This window comes from Gryllotalpicola kribbensis, from assembly GCF_039538245.1.
Taxonomy (GTDB): domain Bacteria; phylum Actinomycetota; class Actinomycetes; order Actinomycetales; family Microbacteriaceae; genus Gryllotalpicola; species Gryllotalpicola kribbensis.
In genome coordinates, this window is record NZ_BAABBX010000015.1 from 238,612 (window position 1) to 253,279 (window position 14,668).

The 14,668-nt window shown below is 66.2% G+C and carries 15 protein-coding genes and 1 tRNA gene; 6 read left to right on the forward strand and 10 right to left on the reverse strand.

Annotated elements, in window-relative coordinates; all coding sequences use genetic code 11:
- Positions 1–20 precede the first annotated feature (20 nt).
- Positions 21–1,859 (forward strand): Na+/H+ antiporter NhaA, encoded by a 1,839-nt coding sequence (locus tag ABD716_RS10610; protein WP_344776617.1) that lies wholly within the window; start codon positions 21–23, stop codon positions 1,857–1,859.
- On the opposite strand, the gene ABD716_RS10615 is transcribed toward ABD716_RS10610, so the two are convergent.
- Entirely contained in the window at positions 1,852–2,211 is a 360-nt protein-coding gene (locus ABD716_RS10615) for a response regulator transcription factor (protein WP_344776620.1), read from the reverse strand. The two genes, ABD716_RS10610 and ABD716_RS10615, sit on opposite strands and share 8 nt — an antisense overlap.
- Before the next feature lie 113 nt (positions 2,212–2,324).
- Between ABD716_RS10615 and ABD716_RS10620 the strand changes: the two genes are divergently transcribed.
- Positions 2,325–3,395, forward strand: a complete 1,071-nt coding sequence (locus ABD716_RS10620; protein ID WP_344776622.1) for a PAS domain-containing sensor histidine kinase — start codon at positions 2,325–2,327, stop codon at positions 3,393–3,395.
- 24 nt (positions 3,396–3,419) lie between these two features.
- Here the strand turns inward: ABD716_RS10620 and ABD716_RS10625 are convergent, their stop codons facing one another.
- The 7 genes from ABD716_RS10625 to ABD716_RS10655 all read right to left on the reverse strand — a co-directional run bounded on the left by ABD716_RS10625 (position 3,420) and on the right by ABD716_RS10655 (position 8,617).
- On the reverse strand, positions 3,420–4,142 hold the full coding sequence (locus ABD716_RS10625) for a response regulator (RefSeq protein WP_425553438.1): 723 nt from the start codon (positions 4,140–4,142) through the stop codon (positions 3,420–3,422).
- 353 nt (positions 4,143–4,495) lie between these two features.
- Entirely contained in the window at positions 4,496–5,512 is a 1,017-nt protein-coding gene (locus ABD716_RS10630; protein ID WP_344776623.1) for an aldo/keto reductase, read from the reverse strand.
- 17 nt (positions 5,513–5,529) lie between these two features.
- Entirely contained in the window at positions 5,530–5,931 is a 402-nt protein-coding gene (locus ABD716_RS10635; RefSeq protein ID WP_344776625.1) for a (R)-mandelonitrile lyase, read from the reverse strand.
- Positions 5,932–5,950: 19 nt separating this feature from the next.
- A complete protein-coding gene (locus tag ABD716_RS10640; RefSeq protein ID WP_344776627.1) occupies positions 5,951–6,835 on the reverse strand; it encodes an aldo/keto reductase in 885 nt (294 codons plus the stop codon).
- An 8-nt stretch (positions 6,836–6,843) separates the two neighbouring features.
- The gene (locus ABD716_RS10645) at positions 6,844–7,227 is read right to left on the reverse strand and encodes a DUF2255 family protein (protein WP_344776629.1); all 384 of its coding nucleotides are present in this window, start codon (positions 7,225–7,227) and stop codon (positions 6,844–6,846) included.
- The gene (locus tag ABD716_RS10650; protein ID WP_344776631.1) at positions 7,224–7,559 is read right to left on the reverse strand and encodes a carboxymuconolactone decarboxylase family protein; all 336 of its coding nucleotides are present in this window, start codon (positions 7,557–7,559) and stop codon (positions 7,224–7,226) included. Before ABD716_RS10650 ends, ABD716_RS10645 begins: the two co-directional genes overlap by 4 nt.
- 17 nt (positions 7,560–7,576) lie before the next feature.
- A complete protein-coding gene (locus ABD716_RS10655; RefSeq protein WP_344776633.1) occupies positions 7,577–8,617 on the reverse strand; it encodes an alcohol dehydrogenase catalytic domain-containing protein in 1,041 nt (346 codons plus the stop codon).
- A 130-nt stretch (positions 8,618–8,747) separates the two neighbouring features.
- Here ABD716_RS10655 and ABD716_RS10660 point away from each other — a divergent pair, with 130 nt between their 5' ends.
- The 3 genes from ABD716_RS10660 (at position 8,748) to ABD716_RS10670 (ending at position 11,444) form a co-directional block, all read left to right on the forward strand.
- Positions 8,748–9,629: a helix-turn-helix transcriptional regulator gene (locus ABD716_RS10660; protein WP_344776634.1), complete on the forward strand. Its 882-nt coding sequence runs from the start codon at positions 8,748–8,750 to the stop codon at positions 9,627–9,629.
- A 62-nt stretch (positions 9,630–9,691) separates the two neighbouring features.
- Positions 9,692–10,675: a hypothetical protein gene (locus ABD716_RS10665; protein ID WP_344776635.1), complete on the forward strand. Its 984-nt coding sequence runs from the start codon at positions 9,692–9,694 to the stop codon at positions 10,673–10,675.
- Positions 10,668–11,444 carry a hypothetical protein gene (locus tag ABD716_RS10670; protein WP_344776636.1) on the forward strand — a complete coding sequence of 259 codons (777 nt, stop codon included), beginning with the start codon at positions 10,668–10,670 and terminating at the stop codon, positions 11,442–11,444. Before ABD716_RS10665 ends, ABD716_RS10670 begins: the two co-directional genes overlap by 8 nt.
- A 120-nt stretch (positions 11,445–11,564) precedes the next feature.
- On the opposite strand, the gene ABD716_RS10675 is transcribed toward ABD716_RS10670, so the two are convergent.
- Positions 11,565–11,651 (reverse strand) — tRNA-Ser (locus ABD716_RS10675).
- A gap of 66 nt (positions 11,652–11,717) precedes the next feature.
- Positions 11,718–13,022: an ABC transporter substrate-binding protein gene (locus tag ABD716_RS10680; RefSeq protein ID WP_344776638.1), complete on the reverse strand. Its 1,305-nt coding sequence runs from the start codon at positions 13,020–13,022 to the stop codon at positions 11,718–11,720.
- Positions 13,023–13,247: 225 nt separating this feature from the next.
- On the opposite strand from ABD716_RS10680, the gene radA reads away from it, so the two are divergent.
- Entirely contained in the window at positions 13,248–14,591 is a 1,344-nt protein-coding gene (radA, locus tag ABD716_RS10685) for a DNA repair protein RadA (RefSeq protein ID WP_344776640.1), read from the forward strand.
- Positions 14,592–14,668: the final 77 nt, after the last annotated feature.

Consider the following 14,668-nt stretch of genomic DNA (forward strand, 5'->3'; position numbering starts at 1 on the left):
GCACCGTTTGGACGAAGAGCGTGGCGGAGCAGCTGCGTCGTTTCCTCAGCACCGAATCGGCAAGCTCCCTCGTCCTGGTAGCCGCGATTGTCGTTGCGTTTGCGTGGGCTAACACCTCACCGACGACCTACACAGGGTTCTGGGGGACGCCAGTGGAAGTCGCGCTTGGCGATATCCGCATCGAGATGGATGCCAGGCAATGGGTCAGCGACGGACTCATGACCCTGTTCTTCGTCGTCATCGGTCTGGAAGCGCGACGAGAGATCGACCTCGGAGCTCTCCGAGACCGGCGCAAGGTCGTCCTCCCGGTCGTTGCGGGTCTGACGGGAATGGCGCTTCCCATCGCCATCTTCGCCGTCGTCAATCGAGGTCTCAGCAGCGCTGGTGGATGGGGTGCCGCGATGTCGACTGATACCGCTCTCGCACTCGGCCTGCTCGCGGCAGCCGGCCGGAATCTGCCGGCCCGACTACGCAGCTTCCTGGTCACTCTGTTCATCGTCGACGACATGGTCGCCCTCGTCGTCATCGCCGTGGCGTACACCGAATCGGTACGCCTCGTCCCTCTCCTCATCGCAGTAGCGGCCGGAATCGCCGTGTGGGCCCTCTCAAGAACGAACGGACCGGGACGCGCGGCTCTTCTGATCGCCGCGGTCGTCGGATGGGGAAGCCTCGTGTTCAGCGGCGTCGACGCGGTCGTTGTCGGGCTTGCCGTGGGGCTCCTCGCCCCCGCGTATTCGCCAGCACGCAGGAATCTCGAGGAGGCGTCAGGGGCTTTTAGGCAGTTCCGCGAACAGCCGACAGCCCGCCTCGCTCGTAGCGCCGCAGCCGTGCTGGTTGCCACGACATCGCCCAACGAGCGGCTTCAAACCGCCTTGCACCCGTGGTCGAGCTTCCTCATCGTTCCCCTGTTCGCCCTGGCAAACGCGGGCGTCAGGGTGGATGGCGACGTTTTTTGGACTGCTCTCCGCTCGCCAGTGGCCCTCGGGATCGTGGCCGGCTACGTCGTGGGAAAGCCGGTGGCGATCATCGGCACCAGCGCGCTCGTGGCGCTGCTCTCGCGCGGCCGATTGCGGGCACCTGTCGGCTGGGCGGCTTTGTCTGCCAGCGGGACGATCGCCGGCGTTGGCTTCACGGTGTCGATCCTCGTGGCAAGCCTCGCGTTCCGAGGACCCCAGCTGGCAGAAGCCAAGCTCGGTGTCGTGGCTGCTGCGGCACTGTCGACGGTGCTCACGTGGGGAGTTTCGGGCGGCATTCGGTTGCTCCCTGCAAAAATGCGAGGGCGCGCGCTACTCGGGAAGGAAGAGTTCTTCCCGGACCTCGCCGATCCTGTCGATGACGCGCACGACCACATACGCGGTGCAAGTGGCGCCCCCGTCACGGTTGTGGAGTACGGGGATTTCGAATGCCCGTATTGCGCTGCGGCCGAGCGTGCGCTCCGCGAGGTCCTCACGGACGAGGATGCCCGGATCGTGTGGCGCCACCTTCCGATCGCAGAAGTCCATCCGCACGCGGAACAGGCGGCCCTCGCCGCCGAGGCCGCTGCCGAGCAAGGAGCATTCTGGGCGATGCACGACCTCCTGCTGGAGCGCCAGGAACGCCTCGATTACGCCGCCCTGCTCGACTACGCTCGCGAGCTCGGCCTGGACACCGAGAGGTTCGCCCACGACCTAGAGGACAGCATGCGGTGGGGACGAGTGGTCGAGGACATCCGCTCTGCGGACGGGAGTGGTGCCTCAGGTACCCCGACGTTGTTCATCAACGGGCGCAGGTATCGCGGAGCCTACGACGCCGATTCTTTGCGCCGGGCAATCAACGAAGCCCTCGAACAACAACGCGTCACAGCAAGCGCCGCTACGTGAGCCCGAACAGCGCCTGTAGATCCGCTCGCGCCAGATCTTCCTTTCGGATGAACGCTTCAACTCCAGCTTCGGCGAGCCGGGCCGCACTGAAGGCCGGCTCGCCTGCGGAGGTCAACACCACACGCGGGGGCTGCGGTAACCGACGCAGACAGCGCGCCAGTTCCACGCCATCCATTCCCGGCATGTCTACATCGACGAGGGCCGCCTCGGGGACCAGCGCACGGATGGATTCGAGCGCTTCTGCGGCGTCACGGCTCGACGAGACGACATCCATGCCGCGCGAGATGAACAACATCGCGGCGACGCGGCGGAAGCCATCATCATCATCGACAACCGCGACCCGGACGCTCACTCGCTTATCATCGCGGACGGCGGGGAGCGCTGGGAGAGGGTTGGCCCTCCGTACTCAATAAGTCGTCACGAAACGCAATGCGCCCGTAACGCGATGGTGCAAGAGTGTGCGCCATGACGGATGTCGCTGACGACCGCACACATCTCGTCGAGGAACTGGTTCCCGTGATCCTCGCGAAGGTGCCGCAGCCCGTGTGGCTCGTCGATGCGCTCGGCAACCTGCAGTACTCCAATCCTGCAGCCCTCGCCGCTGTCGGCTATGCGAGTCTGGACGAAGTGATCGGCCGCAATAGCCACCAGCTCGTGCACCACTCACATCGTGACGGAAGTCCATACCCGGTTGAAGAGTGCCCGATGCTCTCTCCCTCACGAAACGGACGTGTGAGCCGTGGAGAGGAATGGTTCATCCGAAAGGACGGAACGTTCTTCCCGATCTCTTACGTGTCGGCACCCATCGAGTTGCCCGGCGGGCGAGGAACGGTTCTCTCTTTCGCGGACGTGACCGAGCGCTACGCCCTGCAACGCTCGATCCGCGAACGCGACGCCGCCGAGGTCCGACGACGGGAAGCGGCGCAAAGCCACCGGAGATTGATGGAAGAAGTCGCGGCGGCACGCAAGCAGATCGTGCGCGACCTTCACGATGGAGCACAGCAGCGACTGGTCAACCTCACCATCTCACTCGGCCTTCTCTCGGAGAGCCTAAACGAACCCAGCCCACACGCGGCGTTGATCGCCTCCGCGATGGAAGATGCCCAGGCAGCGATCGTTGAACTGCGTCGACTCGCCGCAGGCATCCACCCTCCTGCCCTCAGCTCGGACGGTCTGCTCGCCGCGCTCGAAGCGCTTCGCGACCACTCTCAACTTCCTGTTCACGTCAGGGGGGCACTTGGGACGCGGCGTCTGCCGCCCGTGGTTGAACTGAACGCATACTTCATCGCTTCAGAGGCACTGACTAACGCCGCCAAGCACGCCCGGGCCACCTCGGTCTCCATTGCCGCAGATGTCGTTGATGGTGTCCTTCGTCTGGTGATCTCTGATGACGGAGTCGGGCTTGGCGAGGCGACGCCCGGCTCCGGCCTCACCAACATGCGCGACCGCGCTGCTGCCCTTGGCGGACAAGTAGAGATCCAGTCGAGGCCAGACGAGGGCACCCGCCTGACGGTCCGGATTCCCGTCTCCGGATGAATTCCCATCTCCGGACGAACGGTCTCACTTACGCAAGTATCTGAGCACCGCCAAGACGCGCCGGTGCTGCCCTCCATCGGCTTCTTGCAGGCCGAGCTTGCCGAAGACGCGCGTCACGTAACGTTCGACGGCGCTCACGCTTACATGGAGTTTGGATGCGATTCCCGCGTTCGAGTGGCCCTCAGCCATGAGCGCGAGCACGTCGCGTTCCCGTGGCGTTAGTGTTTCGAGCGCATCCGGCTCTCGCCGTCGTCCGATGAGCAGACTCACGACGTCTGGGTCTAGCGCGGAGCCACCGGCGGCGACGCGCTGGACGGCATCGGCAAGTACACCCCCCTGCGCGACCTTCTCCTTGAGGAGATAGCCGACACCCTCCGGCCGATCCGCGACAAGCTTCAACGCGTAACCCGCATCGAGGTACTGGGAGAGAACAACGACTCCCAAACCGGGGAACGCGTCACGCAGTTCCCGTGCCGCGTCGATGCCGTCATCACCCATCATCGGCGGCATCCGGATATCCGTCACGAGAACATCCGGCGGGCTCTCCGCCGCACGGCGCCGGAGAGAATCCGCATCACCTACAGCATCAGCTTCCATCCCCGCATGCTCGAGCACACGCAAGATGCCTTCGCGCACGAAGGTCTGATCCTCACCAACAAGCACGCGCAATGCCCTGGCGCCATGACCCGACCCCGCCGCTCGCAGACCCGCACCTCGCACCCCGTGCTCACGTAGAGAAGCGCTCACGGCGTCACGCTACATCTGCGGAGCCCTGTTGGCTGCAGCCCTGATGACATGCCGTGAGACTGATCACGATTCGGTCATACCACGCCAGAAACGACTGAAGCCCCTCCTCGCGGAGGGGCTTCAGTAAACGATGACCCGAGACAGCTGTAAACGATGTCCCGACACATCACACATGGCGGTACCGGTGGGATTTGAACCCGCGTACTAGCCCCGGAATCACGCGGCTTGCGGTCTTTTATTCCCGGTCAGACCTGTTTTCCTGATCTGCGCGCATCAGGCTGATCAGGTTGTGCCGCTTTGAATTGGTACATCGAATGCGCTCCCGATATCAGCGGCGTCCCCTCGCCCGAGAGCTATCGCCGACGCTGAGCTGGCGCCAGCTCGTGCGCTCCGTAGCTGTTGTCATCGGGGTTCACGGTTACACCGGGCGCGACGAGCTCGTCGATCCGGCCGAGCACGTCGGCATCCAACTTCACCTCGACCGCCGGCAGGTACGACTCGAGTTGCTCCATGGTGCGCGGGCCGACGATGGCCGAGGTGATGCCCGGGTGGTTGATGACGAAGGCGATCGCGAGCTCGATCAGGCTGATGCCGCTCTGCTCGGCGAGCACCGCGAGGTCTTCGACGATGTCGAGTTTGCGTTGGTTCGCGGGGCTGCTCATGTCGAATCGGGCGCTCGGGCGCACAGACGAGGTCGGCGCTGATGCGGAATCCTTGCGCCATCTGCCCGAGAGCCAGCCGCCGGCGAGCGGGCTGTAGCTCAGTGCGCCCATCCCGTGCCGCAGGACGGTCGGAAGGATGTCTTCCTCGATGCCCCTGACGAGGATCGAGTAAGGCGGCTGCTCGGTCACGAATCGCTCGAGGTGACGTTCGCGGGCGGCCCACTGAGCCTCGACGATCTGAGAGCCCGAGTACGACGACGAGCCGAGATATCGCACCTTCCCCTGGCGAACCAGGTCGGTGAGGGCGCCGAGCGTCTCTTCCACGTCAGTGTCGGGGCTAGGGCGATGCACCTGGTAGAGGTCGATGTAGTCGGTGTTCAGACGCCGCAGCGAGTTCTCGACCTCCTGCATGATCCATCGGCGCGATCCGCCGCGGTGGTTCGGCGCGTCGTCCATCGGCATGAAGAACTTCGTGGCCAGGAAGACGTCGTCGCGGCGGCCGCCGAGGGCCTCGCCGATGATCGCTTCTGAGACACCGCCGGAGTAGACATCGGCCGTGTCGATGAAGTTGATGCCGGCATCCAACGCGCGGTGGATGATGCGAATGGAGTCGTCGCGGTCGTCGTTGCCCCACGGGCCGAACATCATCGCGCCGAGGCACAGGGGGCTGACGTGCACGCCGGTGCGGCCTAGAGAGCGATAGTCCATCTTCCAGTCCTTTCCGGTCAGGGGCGCCGGTACTCGGCGTCGCTCAGGTGTTCCAGCCACGTGGTGGTTGTGGCCGGGTCGTCGCCGTTGTCGAGCATCGCGAGGTGCTCCATGAAATCGTCCGGCGTTGCGCCATGCCAGTGCTCTTCGCCCGGTGGCGTGTAGACGGTGTCGCCCGGGCGAGCTTCGATCACACGGCCGTCGCGCGTCCCGATCAGGGCGACGCCCTCTGTGATGTGGAGCGTCTGCCCGAGCGCGTGCGAGTGCCAGGCAGTGTGCGCTCCCGGAGAGAAGCGGACTCGACTGACCACCATTCGCTGGCCAGGCTCGTGGGGCAGGGCGATCGCGTCGACCCAGACATCGCCGGTGAAGGTGGCTTGCGGCCCCTTCGAGGTCGGCCTCTTCGGTTCCAGTTCCATCGCGTGGCTCCTTTCGCGCTCAGGCGTCGGGGATCACCATGTCGAAGCGCTCCGGCCGCGGCACATCCGGGTCGGGGCCGTTCCGCACCCCCGTGTTGAGCCCGTCAATGCGCGCGAGCTCCTCTGCCGAGAGCTCGAAGTCGAAGACGTCGAAGTTCTCGGAGATGCGCCCGGGGTTCGTGGACTTCGGAATCGCGGAGCGTCCTTCCTGCAGGTGCCAGCGCAGCATTACCTGCGCGGCACTCTTGCCGTGCGCCGCGGCGATCTCCTGCAGGGTCGGGTCGTCCATGACACTGCGGCGCTCGTCACCGAACCCGGGGTAGAACGTGATGCCGCCGATGGGCGACCAAGCTTGATCGAGGATGCCGTGCGCGGCATCCGCCTCGCGCACCTCCGGCTGCGTGAAGTAGGGGTGCAGCTCGATCTGATTTACGGCGGGCACGACGGATGCCTCGCCAAGCAGTCGCTCGAGGTGGTCGGGCATGAAGTTGCTGACCCCGATGGCTCGCACCTTCCCGTCGGCATACAGAGTCCCGAGCGACTTATAGGCGGCGATGGTCTTCTCGAACCGGTCGGTGGCCGGCTGGTGAAGGATCAGCAGGTCGAGCTGCTCGACGCCCAGCTTTCCGACCGCCTTGTCGAACGCGTGCAGCGTCTCGTCCTGGCCGTAGTCGGAGACCCATACCTTGGTCTCGATGAAGACGTCGTCGCGCGGGATTCCGGAGCGGCGGATTCCTTCGCCTACCTCCCGCTCGTTGCCGTAGGCGGCCGCGGTGTCGATGTGCCGGTACCCGGTCTCCAAGGCGGTCTGCACCGCCTGGATCGTCTCCTCGGGTGGGGTCTGGAAGACGCCGAAGCCGAGTGCCGGCAGTTCGACGCCGTTATTCAAAGTCAGGGTGATCATGATTCTCCTCAGAATTCTTCGACCGGGATAAGGCTCAGGGTGACGTCGTAGACACTCTCACCCACGACGCCGCTGACGATGCGCTGCCCATATCGGTCGTACTTCCGGTGATATGCCTCGTCAATCCCGGCCTGGTCGCTAGCGCTGGGGCGGCCGAATTCGACGTTCTTCTCGACACCGCCGGCCCGGATACGCCCGCGCCCACTGCGCAGGGCGCGCGCGAACCATGGGTTCGCCGCTCCGTACGCCGAACGCACGAAGATGTCGCCGCCCACTCGCACCACCCAGATGGTCACGTAGGGGCGCAGCGTGCCGTCTCGCCGGTACGACGCGATGCTCAACTCGTCCGCCTGCCCGATTCCGGCCAGTTCGGCCTCCGACCAGCCGCTCAACTCGGCGCGCCATCCTCGGCGAAGACGGTCTTTGCGACCTGAATGGCGGACATGGCCTTCGGCCACCCTGCGTAGAACGCGAGGTGGATGATCTCCTCCTTCAATTCCACCTCGGTCAGCCCGTTCTGCTTGGCGAGCCGCAGATGTGACACGAGCTGCTCGGTGCTGCCGGAGGTGACGAGGCTCGCGACGGTGACCAGGCTGCGATCGCGGCGCGAGAGCGCCGCGCGAGACCAGACGTCGCCGAACAGCACATCGTCGGTCAACTCAGCAAGCTTCGGTGCGAAGTCACCAACCGCCTTCTGCGCGGGGCTCTGAGGCTTGTCTGACATGTCGTCTTCCTTCCCGGTCACGGCTTGACCATGACCTTCAACGCGGTGCGCTCGTCCATCGCGCGGTACCCGTCCGGCACGTCGTCCAGGCCGATCTCGCGGTCGAAGACGCGACCGGGCTGAACGGTTCCGTCGAGCACTGCCGGCATGAGCTGCTCGATATACGCGCGCACCGGCGCCGGTCCGCCCGTGAGAGTGGTGTTCTTGCCGAAGAACGGCCAGCCGATCTCGGCATCGCGATACTGCGGAACGCCGACGCGAGAGATGACACCGCCGGGCCGCACGATGCCGACCGCCTGCTCGTAGGCGGGCAGGTGCCCGACGGCTTCGAGCACACGCCGCACGCCGCGGCCCCCGGTGAGCTCACGGACCCTGGCAATGCCTTCCTCGCCGCGCTCTGCGACGACCTCAGTCGCGCCGAACTCACGACCGAGATCGGTGCGCACCCGGTGGCGCCCCATCAGGACGATCTGCTCTGCGCCGAGCTGCTTCGCCGAGAGCACCGCGAGGAGCCCGACCGCGCCATCGCCAATGACGGCCACGCTGTCGCCCGCGGTGACTCCGGCGCGCACCGCGGCGTGCCACCCCGTGCCGTACACGTCGGAGAGACTGAGCAGCCCGGAGTAGAGGGACTCATCGACGGCCCCCGGCACCTTCACGAGCGTCCCGTCTGCAAGCGGAACGCGCACGGCCTCGGCCTGGCCACCGCCGGTCCCGAGTTCGGTGTCGTTCCAGAACCCGCCGTGTTCGCAGGAAGTGTGCAATCCCTCTCGGCAGTACTCGCAGGTGCCGTCGGAGACTGCGAACGGGGCGATCACGAAATCGCCCTTCTTCACGGTGGCGACATCCGCCCCGACCTCTTCGACGACTCCGATGAATTCGTGGCCCATCGTCGTGCCGCCGGGCGTCTCCGGTAGGGAATGGTATGGGTGCAGGTCCGAACCGCAGATGCAGGCCCTGACGACCCTGACGATCGCGTCGGTGGGGTAGCGCAGCACCGGATCCGGCGTGTTCTGCACACGCACGTCGCCGGCCCTGAACATGAACGTGGCTCGCATGGATTCCTCTCGTCGAGCGAAGCTGACGGAATTCAGTCAACGCGGCGGCCGAGATGTGCGGGAGTGCACGGTGTTCCAGGTACTGGCAGTGCCTCCCGCGTCCTCGGTCGCAAGGCGTAGCGTCGAGTGCATGACTGGGCGAGACGACGTGCGAGAGTTCCTGGCGTCCCGTCGCGCACGCATCACGCCGGAGGCCGCCGGGCTTCCGGTCTATGGCGGAAACCGCCGAGTGAAGGGCCTGCGGCGCGAAGAAGTCGCCATGCTCGCTGGCATGAGCGTCGACTACTACGTCCGCCTCGAGCGGGGCAACCTCGCCGGTGCATCCGAATCCGTCCTCGACGCCCTCGCCAATGCCCTGCAGCTCGACGAAGCCGAGCGCGAGTACCTCTTCGACCTGGCCCGCGCCGCCGGACCCGCACGGCGAAACCTCAAGTCCGGCGCCGAGGGCATCCGGCCCTCCGTTCGCCAGATCCTCGACGCGATCACCGACGCCCCGGCCTGGGTGCGCAACGGGCGCCACGACATCATCGCCGCCAACGTCATGGGACGCGCGCTTTATTCTCCGGTGTTCGACGGCGCGCACCGTCCCGTGAATACAGCGCGCTTCACCTTCCTCGACTCCGCCGCGAAGACGTTCTGGCGCGACTTCGACCGCATCGCGCACGACGCGGCGGCAATGCTCCGGCTCGAAGCCGGGCGGCACCCTCACGACCCCGAGCTGATCAAGCTCATCGGTGAGCTGTCGACGCAGAGCGAGCTATTCCGGCAGCAGTGGGCGTCGCGCGACGTGAAGTTCCACCGCAGCGGTGTCAAACGGCTGCACCACCCCGTCGTCGGCGACCTCGACTTGGACTACGAGTCCATGGACCTCTTCGGGCAGCAGGATCTCGCGCTCAACGTCTACACGGCGCGCGAGGGCACAACGACATCCGATGCACTCAAGCTGCTCGCCTCATGGGCGGCTGATCAAGCCGAGCACTTCGTGCTCGAGGAGTCACCGACGCGCAACTAGGTTGGAGGGACGATCCGCGCCGTATAAGCAAATTGCAGAAAATGTGCAATACACTTATACACGTGATTTCGAGCGTGGTGCTGCAACTGCTTGCCTCAGGCGGGCTGCGAGCTGTGCCATTTGGCTCCGAGGCGCTGCGCACGGATGACGGACAGGAGTTGTGGATCGCGCGGGGGTCACGGAGGCCCACCCCCAGCGACGTGGAAGCTGAGCTCCGCCGGCTCGAGGACCGTCCTGGGCGTGTGCTGGTGACGACGACGGCCGCATCGAGCGGGCTGGCGAAGCTCGCCACGGCCCAGCCGCGGCTCGTGGTCGTCGAGACTCTGCCCGGCGCCGTATGGGTGGACGGGGTTCGTCGGCAGGCCGAGCCACTCGACCCTGGTGCCGAGACAGCGCCGCGGCGCCCCCGTGGACCCCGACCGTATTCGGCTTTGGCGATCGCACGGCTTCTACTGGCATCCCCCCTGCCTCGCACACAAACGGCGATTTCGGCATCGCTCGGCGTTTCGCAAGCAGCCGTGTCGCTCGCGTTCCGGCGCTTGGGGTCTCTCGTCATTCACGAACGAGGTGGGTGGGTCGCAGCCGACCCCGGGGCCCTCTTCGACTGGGCGGTAGACGAGTACCCCGGCGCCGGCGGCATCGCGACTTACTGGTGGAGCGATCGGCCGCTGACGGTGCAGGCAGACGACGCAAGTTTGGGTACCCGCTCGCTCATCTCTGGGGACCTTGCCGCCGATCACTGGAACGGATGGCGCGTGTCTGAGCACGCAGTCGTATACGCCGCCCACGGGCTCGATCCCGCAAAGTACGGCTTCGCTGCCGCCAGTCCCGACGACTACACGATCGAGATCACGGTGCCTTCCGACCCGACGCTCTGGACAACGGCCCACGCGTTTCGTGCTGGCGATCCGGTCTTCGCGGATCCCGTGGTCGCGAGCTTCGACGTACTGCGCACCGGCTCGACGGGAGACCAGGCCGACGCCGTGGCGCGCCTGCGCGAGTGGACCCTCCAAAATCTGGCGCGTCAGAGGCGCAGCAATGGCTAACGCCGCCTACCTCTTCGCGCAGAGCGCGACCGACGACGCGGCCTATGTCGCGTTGGCCGACCTTGCCGAACTGCTCAAAGATCGCCCCGCGGCTCGCATCATCGGTGGTCATGCCGTCTCGTTGCTGTCTGCCGCGTTCCCCGCGTCGGGGATGGTAGAACGCCGGACAGGCGACGCAGACGCGGGAATCCCCGTCGAACTGGCCGACACCGGCGAGCTGCATGTTGCCCTCGAGAGCGCGGGGTACAGCGCGGTCAATTCGAACCGATATGTCAAGGATGGTTGGGATCCGCCAGCGCCGACAATCGACGTGCTGATCCCCAGCCTGGGCGGACACTTCCGGCCGGAAGTGCGGGCAGGGCGCGAGTTCGATGCCATGCCGGGTCTGAACCTCGCGCTGGGCGACGGCGGAATTCCCGTCGACACCGTCGCCAGGCTCCGCGACGGAACCGAGCTTGCCTTCACTGTCACCGTTCCCGAGGTCGAGCTCATGGTCGTCCTGAAGGCCATCGCGTGGGCCGGCCGCGGTGCACAAGGCCCGAAGGACGCGATCGATCTCGCCAATCTGTTCGCGGTCGCCGACAACTATGACGCAGCCGACATCGGCGGATGGCGCCTCGGCGAGACCGCTCTGATCGGAGCAAGGAAGGACGCTGCAGCATCGTTGCACCGTCTGGCTGACCACGCCGATGCGGGTTGGCTGGCGAGAACGCCGATCGACGCCCGCCTACTCACAGTTCGCATCCGCCGCCGGGTGACCCGCCCATAGCTGCGCGGTTCCGGTGGGCATCCCCGAGTCGCCACCAATTGGTACATGAAACGTGTTTGTGCCAGCAAGACAAAACCCCCGATGCCAATGAAATCAAGGCATTCGGGGGTTTTGTACCAGCGGTACCGGTGGGATTTGAACCCACGGATGGCGTGAACCATCACATGTTTTCGAGACATGCTCCTTCGGCCGCTCGGACACGGTACCGGGATCGATCTTACGGGAGCACACGCCGCGAAGCGAATCGGGGGCGCCGACCCGCCGCGCGCCGTCCTACTTCTTCAGCTGAGACGTGAGCGTCGACTGCAGCTTCTTGAGCGCTTCCTCCGGCGTCGACTTCAGCGAGAGCACCTCCTGCGCGAACGTCGTCATCGCCGGCGTGCTGTCGACGAGCGTGACGTTCGCGAACAGCGCGCTGCCGCCCGGCGCCGCCCAGGTCTTCGCAATGGGCTGCCAGGCCGAGATCATCTTGGCGGCGTTCTTGTCCGACTGGAACTCAGGCGTCGCGGCGATCGACTTGAGAACAGGCAGGCCGATGCCGGTGTTCTTCGTCCACAGCGGCGCCATGTGCTTGTAGTAGTAGGTCAGGAAGGCCTCCGAGCCCTTCTGGCTCGGAGTGTTCTTGTACATCATGATGTTGTTCGGGAACGAGAGCGTACCCTTGGCGCCGCTCGCCGACGTGAGCGGGTCACCCACGTACATGTCCGGCCCGACGTCGCCGGCGACCTGCTGCGCCAGGCCGGGCGCTTCGAGGCCCATCGCGAACTTCCCCGCCTTCCACTGCGCGTAGGCGTTGCTCGTCGTGTACCCGACCGTTCCCGGGTCGGCGTAGCCCTTGCGCACCATCTCGACCACGAAGTCGAGGGCGTCGATGTTCGCCTTGGTGACGCAGTTCGGCTTCTGCTCCTCGTCGAACAGTCCCCCGCCGTTGTTGATCATGAGGCTCACGAGCGCCTGGAACGCATTCCCTTGCGCACCGGATGCCGCGCCGAAGCCGTACGCGCCGATCTTCTTGAGTGCCGCACATGCGTCGAGGTACGACTGCCAGTCCGTCGGCGGCTGCACCCCGGCCTTCTCCAGCAGCTCCTTCCGATACCAGAGCACGCGCATGTCGAGGTTGTAGGGCACGGCCGCGTAGCCCTGGGGCGTCTTCATCGTGTCGATGAGCCCCGGCAGGAAGTCGTCGAAGAGGCCGTTGTCCTTCCACGCATCGAGCAGATCATCCGCGTAGGCGATCTTTCCCTGCGCCGCGAACTGGAAAGCCTGCGTCCCGCTGCCGCTGCTCACCGCAGGCCCCGTTCCCGAGGCGATGGCGGAAGAGAAGGTCTCGGTGAAGTTCGCCCAGGCGATCGACTGATAGATCACGCCGGGCAGCGAGCCGGTCGGGCTGTAGCCCTCGGTGATCTTCTTGTCGGTCGGGGCGAACTGCGTTCCTCCCCACGGCATGTTCCAGAACTTGAGCTGCTTCGAGCTCGAACGCGACGGCGTGCAGCCGGCGAGAGCAAGCGCCGCGGCCGCACCCCCGGCTGCGAAGAGAAGACTGCGACGCGACAGCTGTGCCGACGGGGACTGATTCATGGCTTACTCCGATCCGGCGGTGGCCGGCGCTCGACGTTGAACGAAACATGGTGCGGGATAGTTTGCGCAACTTTTCGGCGCGGGAACCCCAGCAATGCTCAACCTACAACGATGAAACCCGAAGGCAACAGCAACTTTCGGGTCGAGTTGCGCAAATTTTCGTGGCTTCCGGCGAGCACCGCGGGGCGGCGGCCGAATGTCGGTGGCCGCGCTTAGCGTGAGGGCATGCCGAAAACCGCGACGACATTCGCCTGTACCGAGTGCGGCTGGTCCACCTCGAAATGGGTCGGCCGCTGCGCCGAGTGCGGCGAGTGGAACACCGTCGTCGAGGCGGCGACGCCGAGCGGCGTGCTGCGCGCGGTGAATCCCGTCGCGATCGGCGGGGCACGTCGCGCACGCCCCATCGTCGAGATCGAGGCGGATGCCGCGAGCCACTGGCCCAGCGGGATCGTCGAGTTCGACCGGGTGCTCGGCGGGGGCATCGTGCCCGGCGCGGCCATCCTGCTGAGCGGCGAGCCCGGCGTCGGCAAGTCGACTCTGCTGCTCGAGGTCGCGTCGAAGGCCGCCGCCGCATACGACCGCGTCCTCTACGTCAGCGCGGAAGAGAGCGCGAGCCAGGTGCGCCTGCGCGCCGAGCGCACGGGCGCCCTGCACGGCAACCTGTACCTCGCCGCCGAGACCGAGCTCGGCGCGATCATCGGGCAGATCGACGCCGTGGCGCCGGGGCTCGTCATCGTGGACTCCGTGCAGACCGTCTCGAGCGAGAACGTCACGGGCCTCGCCGGCGGCCCCGCGCAGGTGCGTGAGGTCGCCGTGACGCTGATCCGGGTCGCGAAAGAGCGCAACATCCCGATCCTGATCGTCGGCCACGTCACGAAAGAGGGGAACGTCGCCGGCCCGCGCCTGCTCGAGCACCTCGTCGACGTGGTGTGCCAATTCGAGGGCGACCGCCAGACGCCGCTGCGCTTCGTGCGCGCGCTCAAGAACCGCTTCGGGCCGACCGACGAGGTCGGCTGCTTCGAGATGACGGGCGACGGCATCGCCGAGGTGCCAGACCCGAGCGGGCTGTTCCTCTCCCGCTCCGTGATCCCCGTCTCCGGCACATGCGTCACGATCGCGATGGAGGGAAGACGGCCGCTTCCCGTCGAGGTGCAGGCTCTCGTCGTCCCCACCGAGGCTTCCAACCCGCGCCGCATCACGAGCGGCGTCGACCCCGCCCGCGTCGCCATGCTCGTGGCCGTGCTCGATCGCCGCGCCGGGCTCGAGGTGCTGCGCAAGAGCGATGTGTATGTCTCGACGGTCGGTGGGGTGCGCGTGACCGAGCCGGCGGCCGACCTCGCCATTGCTCTCGCGATCGCGAGTGCGACCAGCGGCGGCACCGTCGCGAACGAGACGGCCGCCTTCGGCGAGATCAGTCTTGCGGGCGACATCCGCCCCGCTCCATCGGCGAAGCAGCGCGCCAGCGAGGCCGGGCGGCTCGGCTTCACGACGCTCATCGACTCCGATGCGCTGCACGTGAGCTTCGCGATCCCCAAGGCCGTGACCGCCGCGCCGTCGCAGCGGGGGTGAGCGCCCATGGGGAGCACTCCCCACGCCGACGTGTCCCCCAAGCAGGCTACGATTCGTAGAACCGTCGGGAGGGGTAG

Bases quoted from the DNA above. Each gene is read 5' to 3' on its own strand.
- ABD716_RS10620 (WP_344776622.1), top strand. From the start codon at position 2,325: ATGACGGATGTCGCTGACGACCGCACACATCTCGTCGAGGAACTGGTT.
- ABD716_RS10630 (WP_344776623.1), bottom strand. From the start codon at position 5,512: ATGGACTATCGCTCTCTAGGCCGCACCGGCGTGCACGTCAGCCCCCTG.
- ABD716_RS10635 (WP_344776625.1), bottom strand. From the start codon at position 5,931: ATGGAACTGGAACCGAAGAGGCCGACCTCGAAGGGGCCGCAAGCCACC.
- ABD716_RS10640 (WP_344776627.1), bottom strand. From the start codon at position 6,835: ATGATCACCCTGACTTTGAATAACGGCGTCGAACTGCCGGCACTCGGC.
- ABD716_RS10650 (WP_344776631.1), bottom strand. From the start codon at position 7,559: ATGTCAGACAAGCCTCAGAGCCCCGCGCAGAAGGCGGTTGGTGACTTC.
- ABD716_RS10655 (WP_344776633.1), bottom strand. From the start codon at position 8,617: ATGCGAGCCACGTTCATGTTCAGGGCCGGCGACGTGCGTGTGCAGAAC.
- ABD716_RS10660 (WP_344776634.1), top strand. From the start codon at position 8,748: ATGACTGGGCGAGACGACGTGCGAGAGTTCCTGGCGTCCCGTCGCGCA.
- ABD716_RS10670 (WP_344776636.1), top strand. From the start codon at position 10,668: ATGGCTAACGCCGCCTACCTCTTCGCGCAGAGCGCGACCGACGACGCG.
- ABD716_RS10680 (WP_344776638.1), bottom strand. From the start codon at position 13,022: ATGAATCAGTCCCCGTCGGCACAGCTGTCGCGTCGCAGTCTTCTCTTC.
- radA (WP_344776640.1), top strand. From the start codon at position 13,248: ATGCCGAAAACCGCGACGACATTCGCCTGTACCGAGTGCGGCTGGTCC.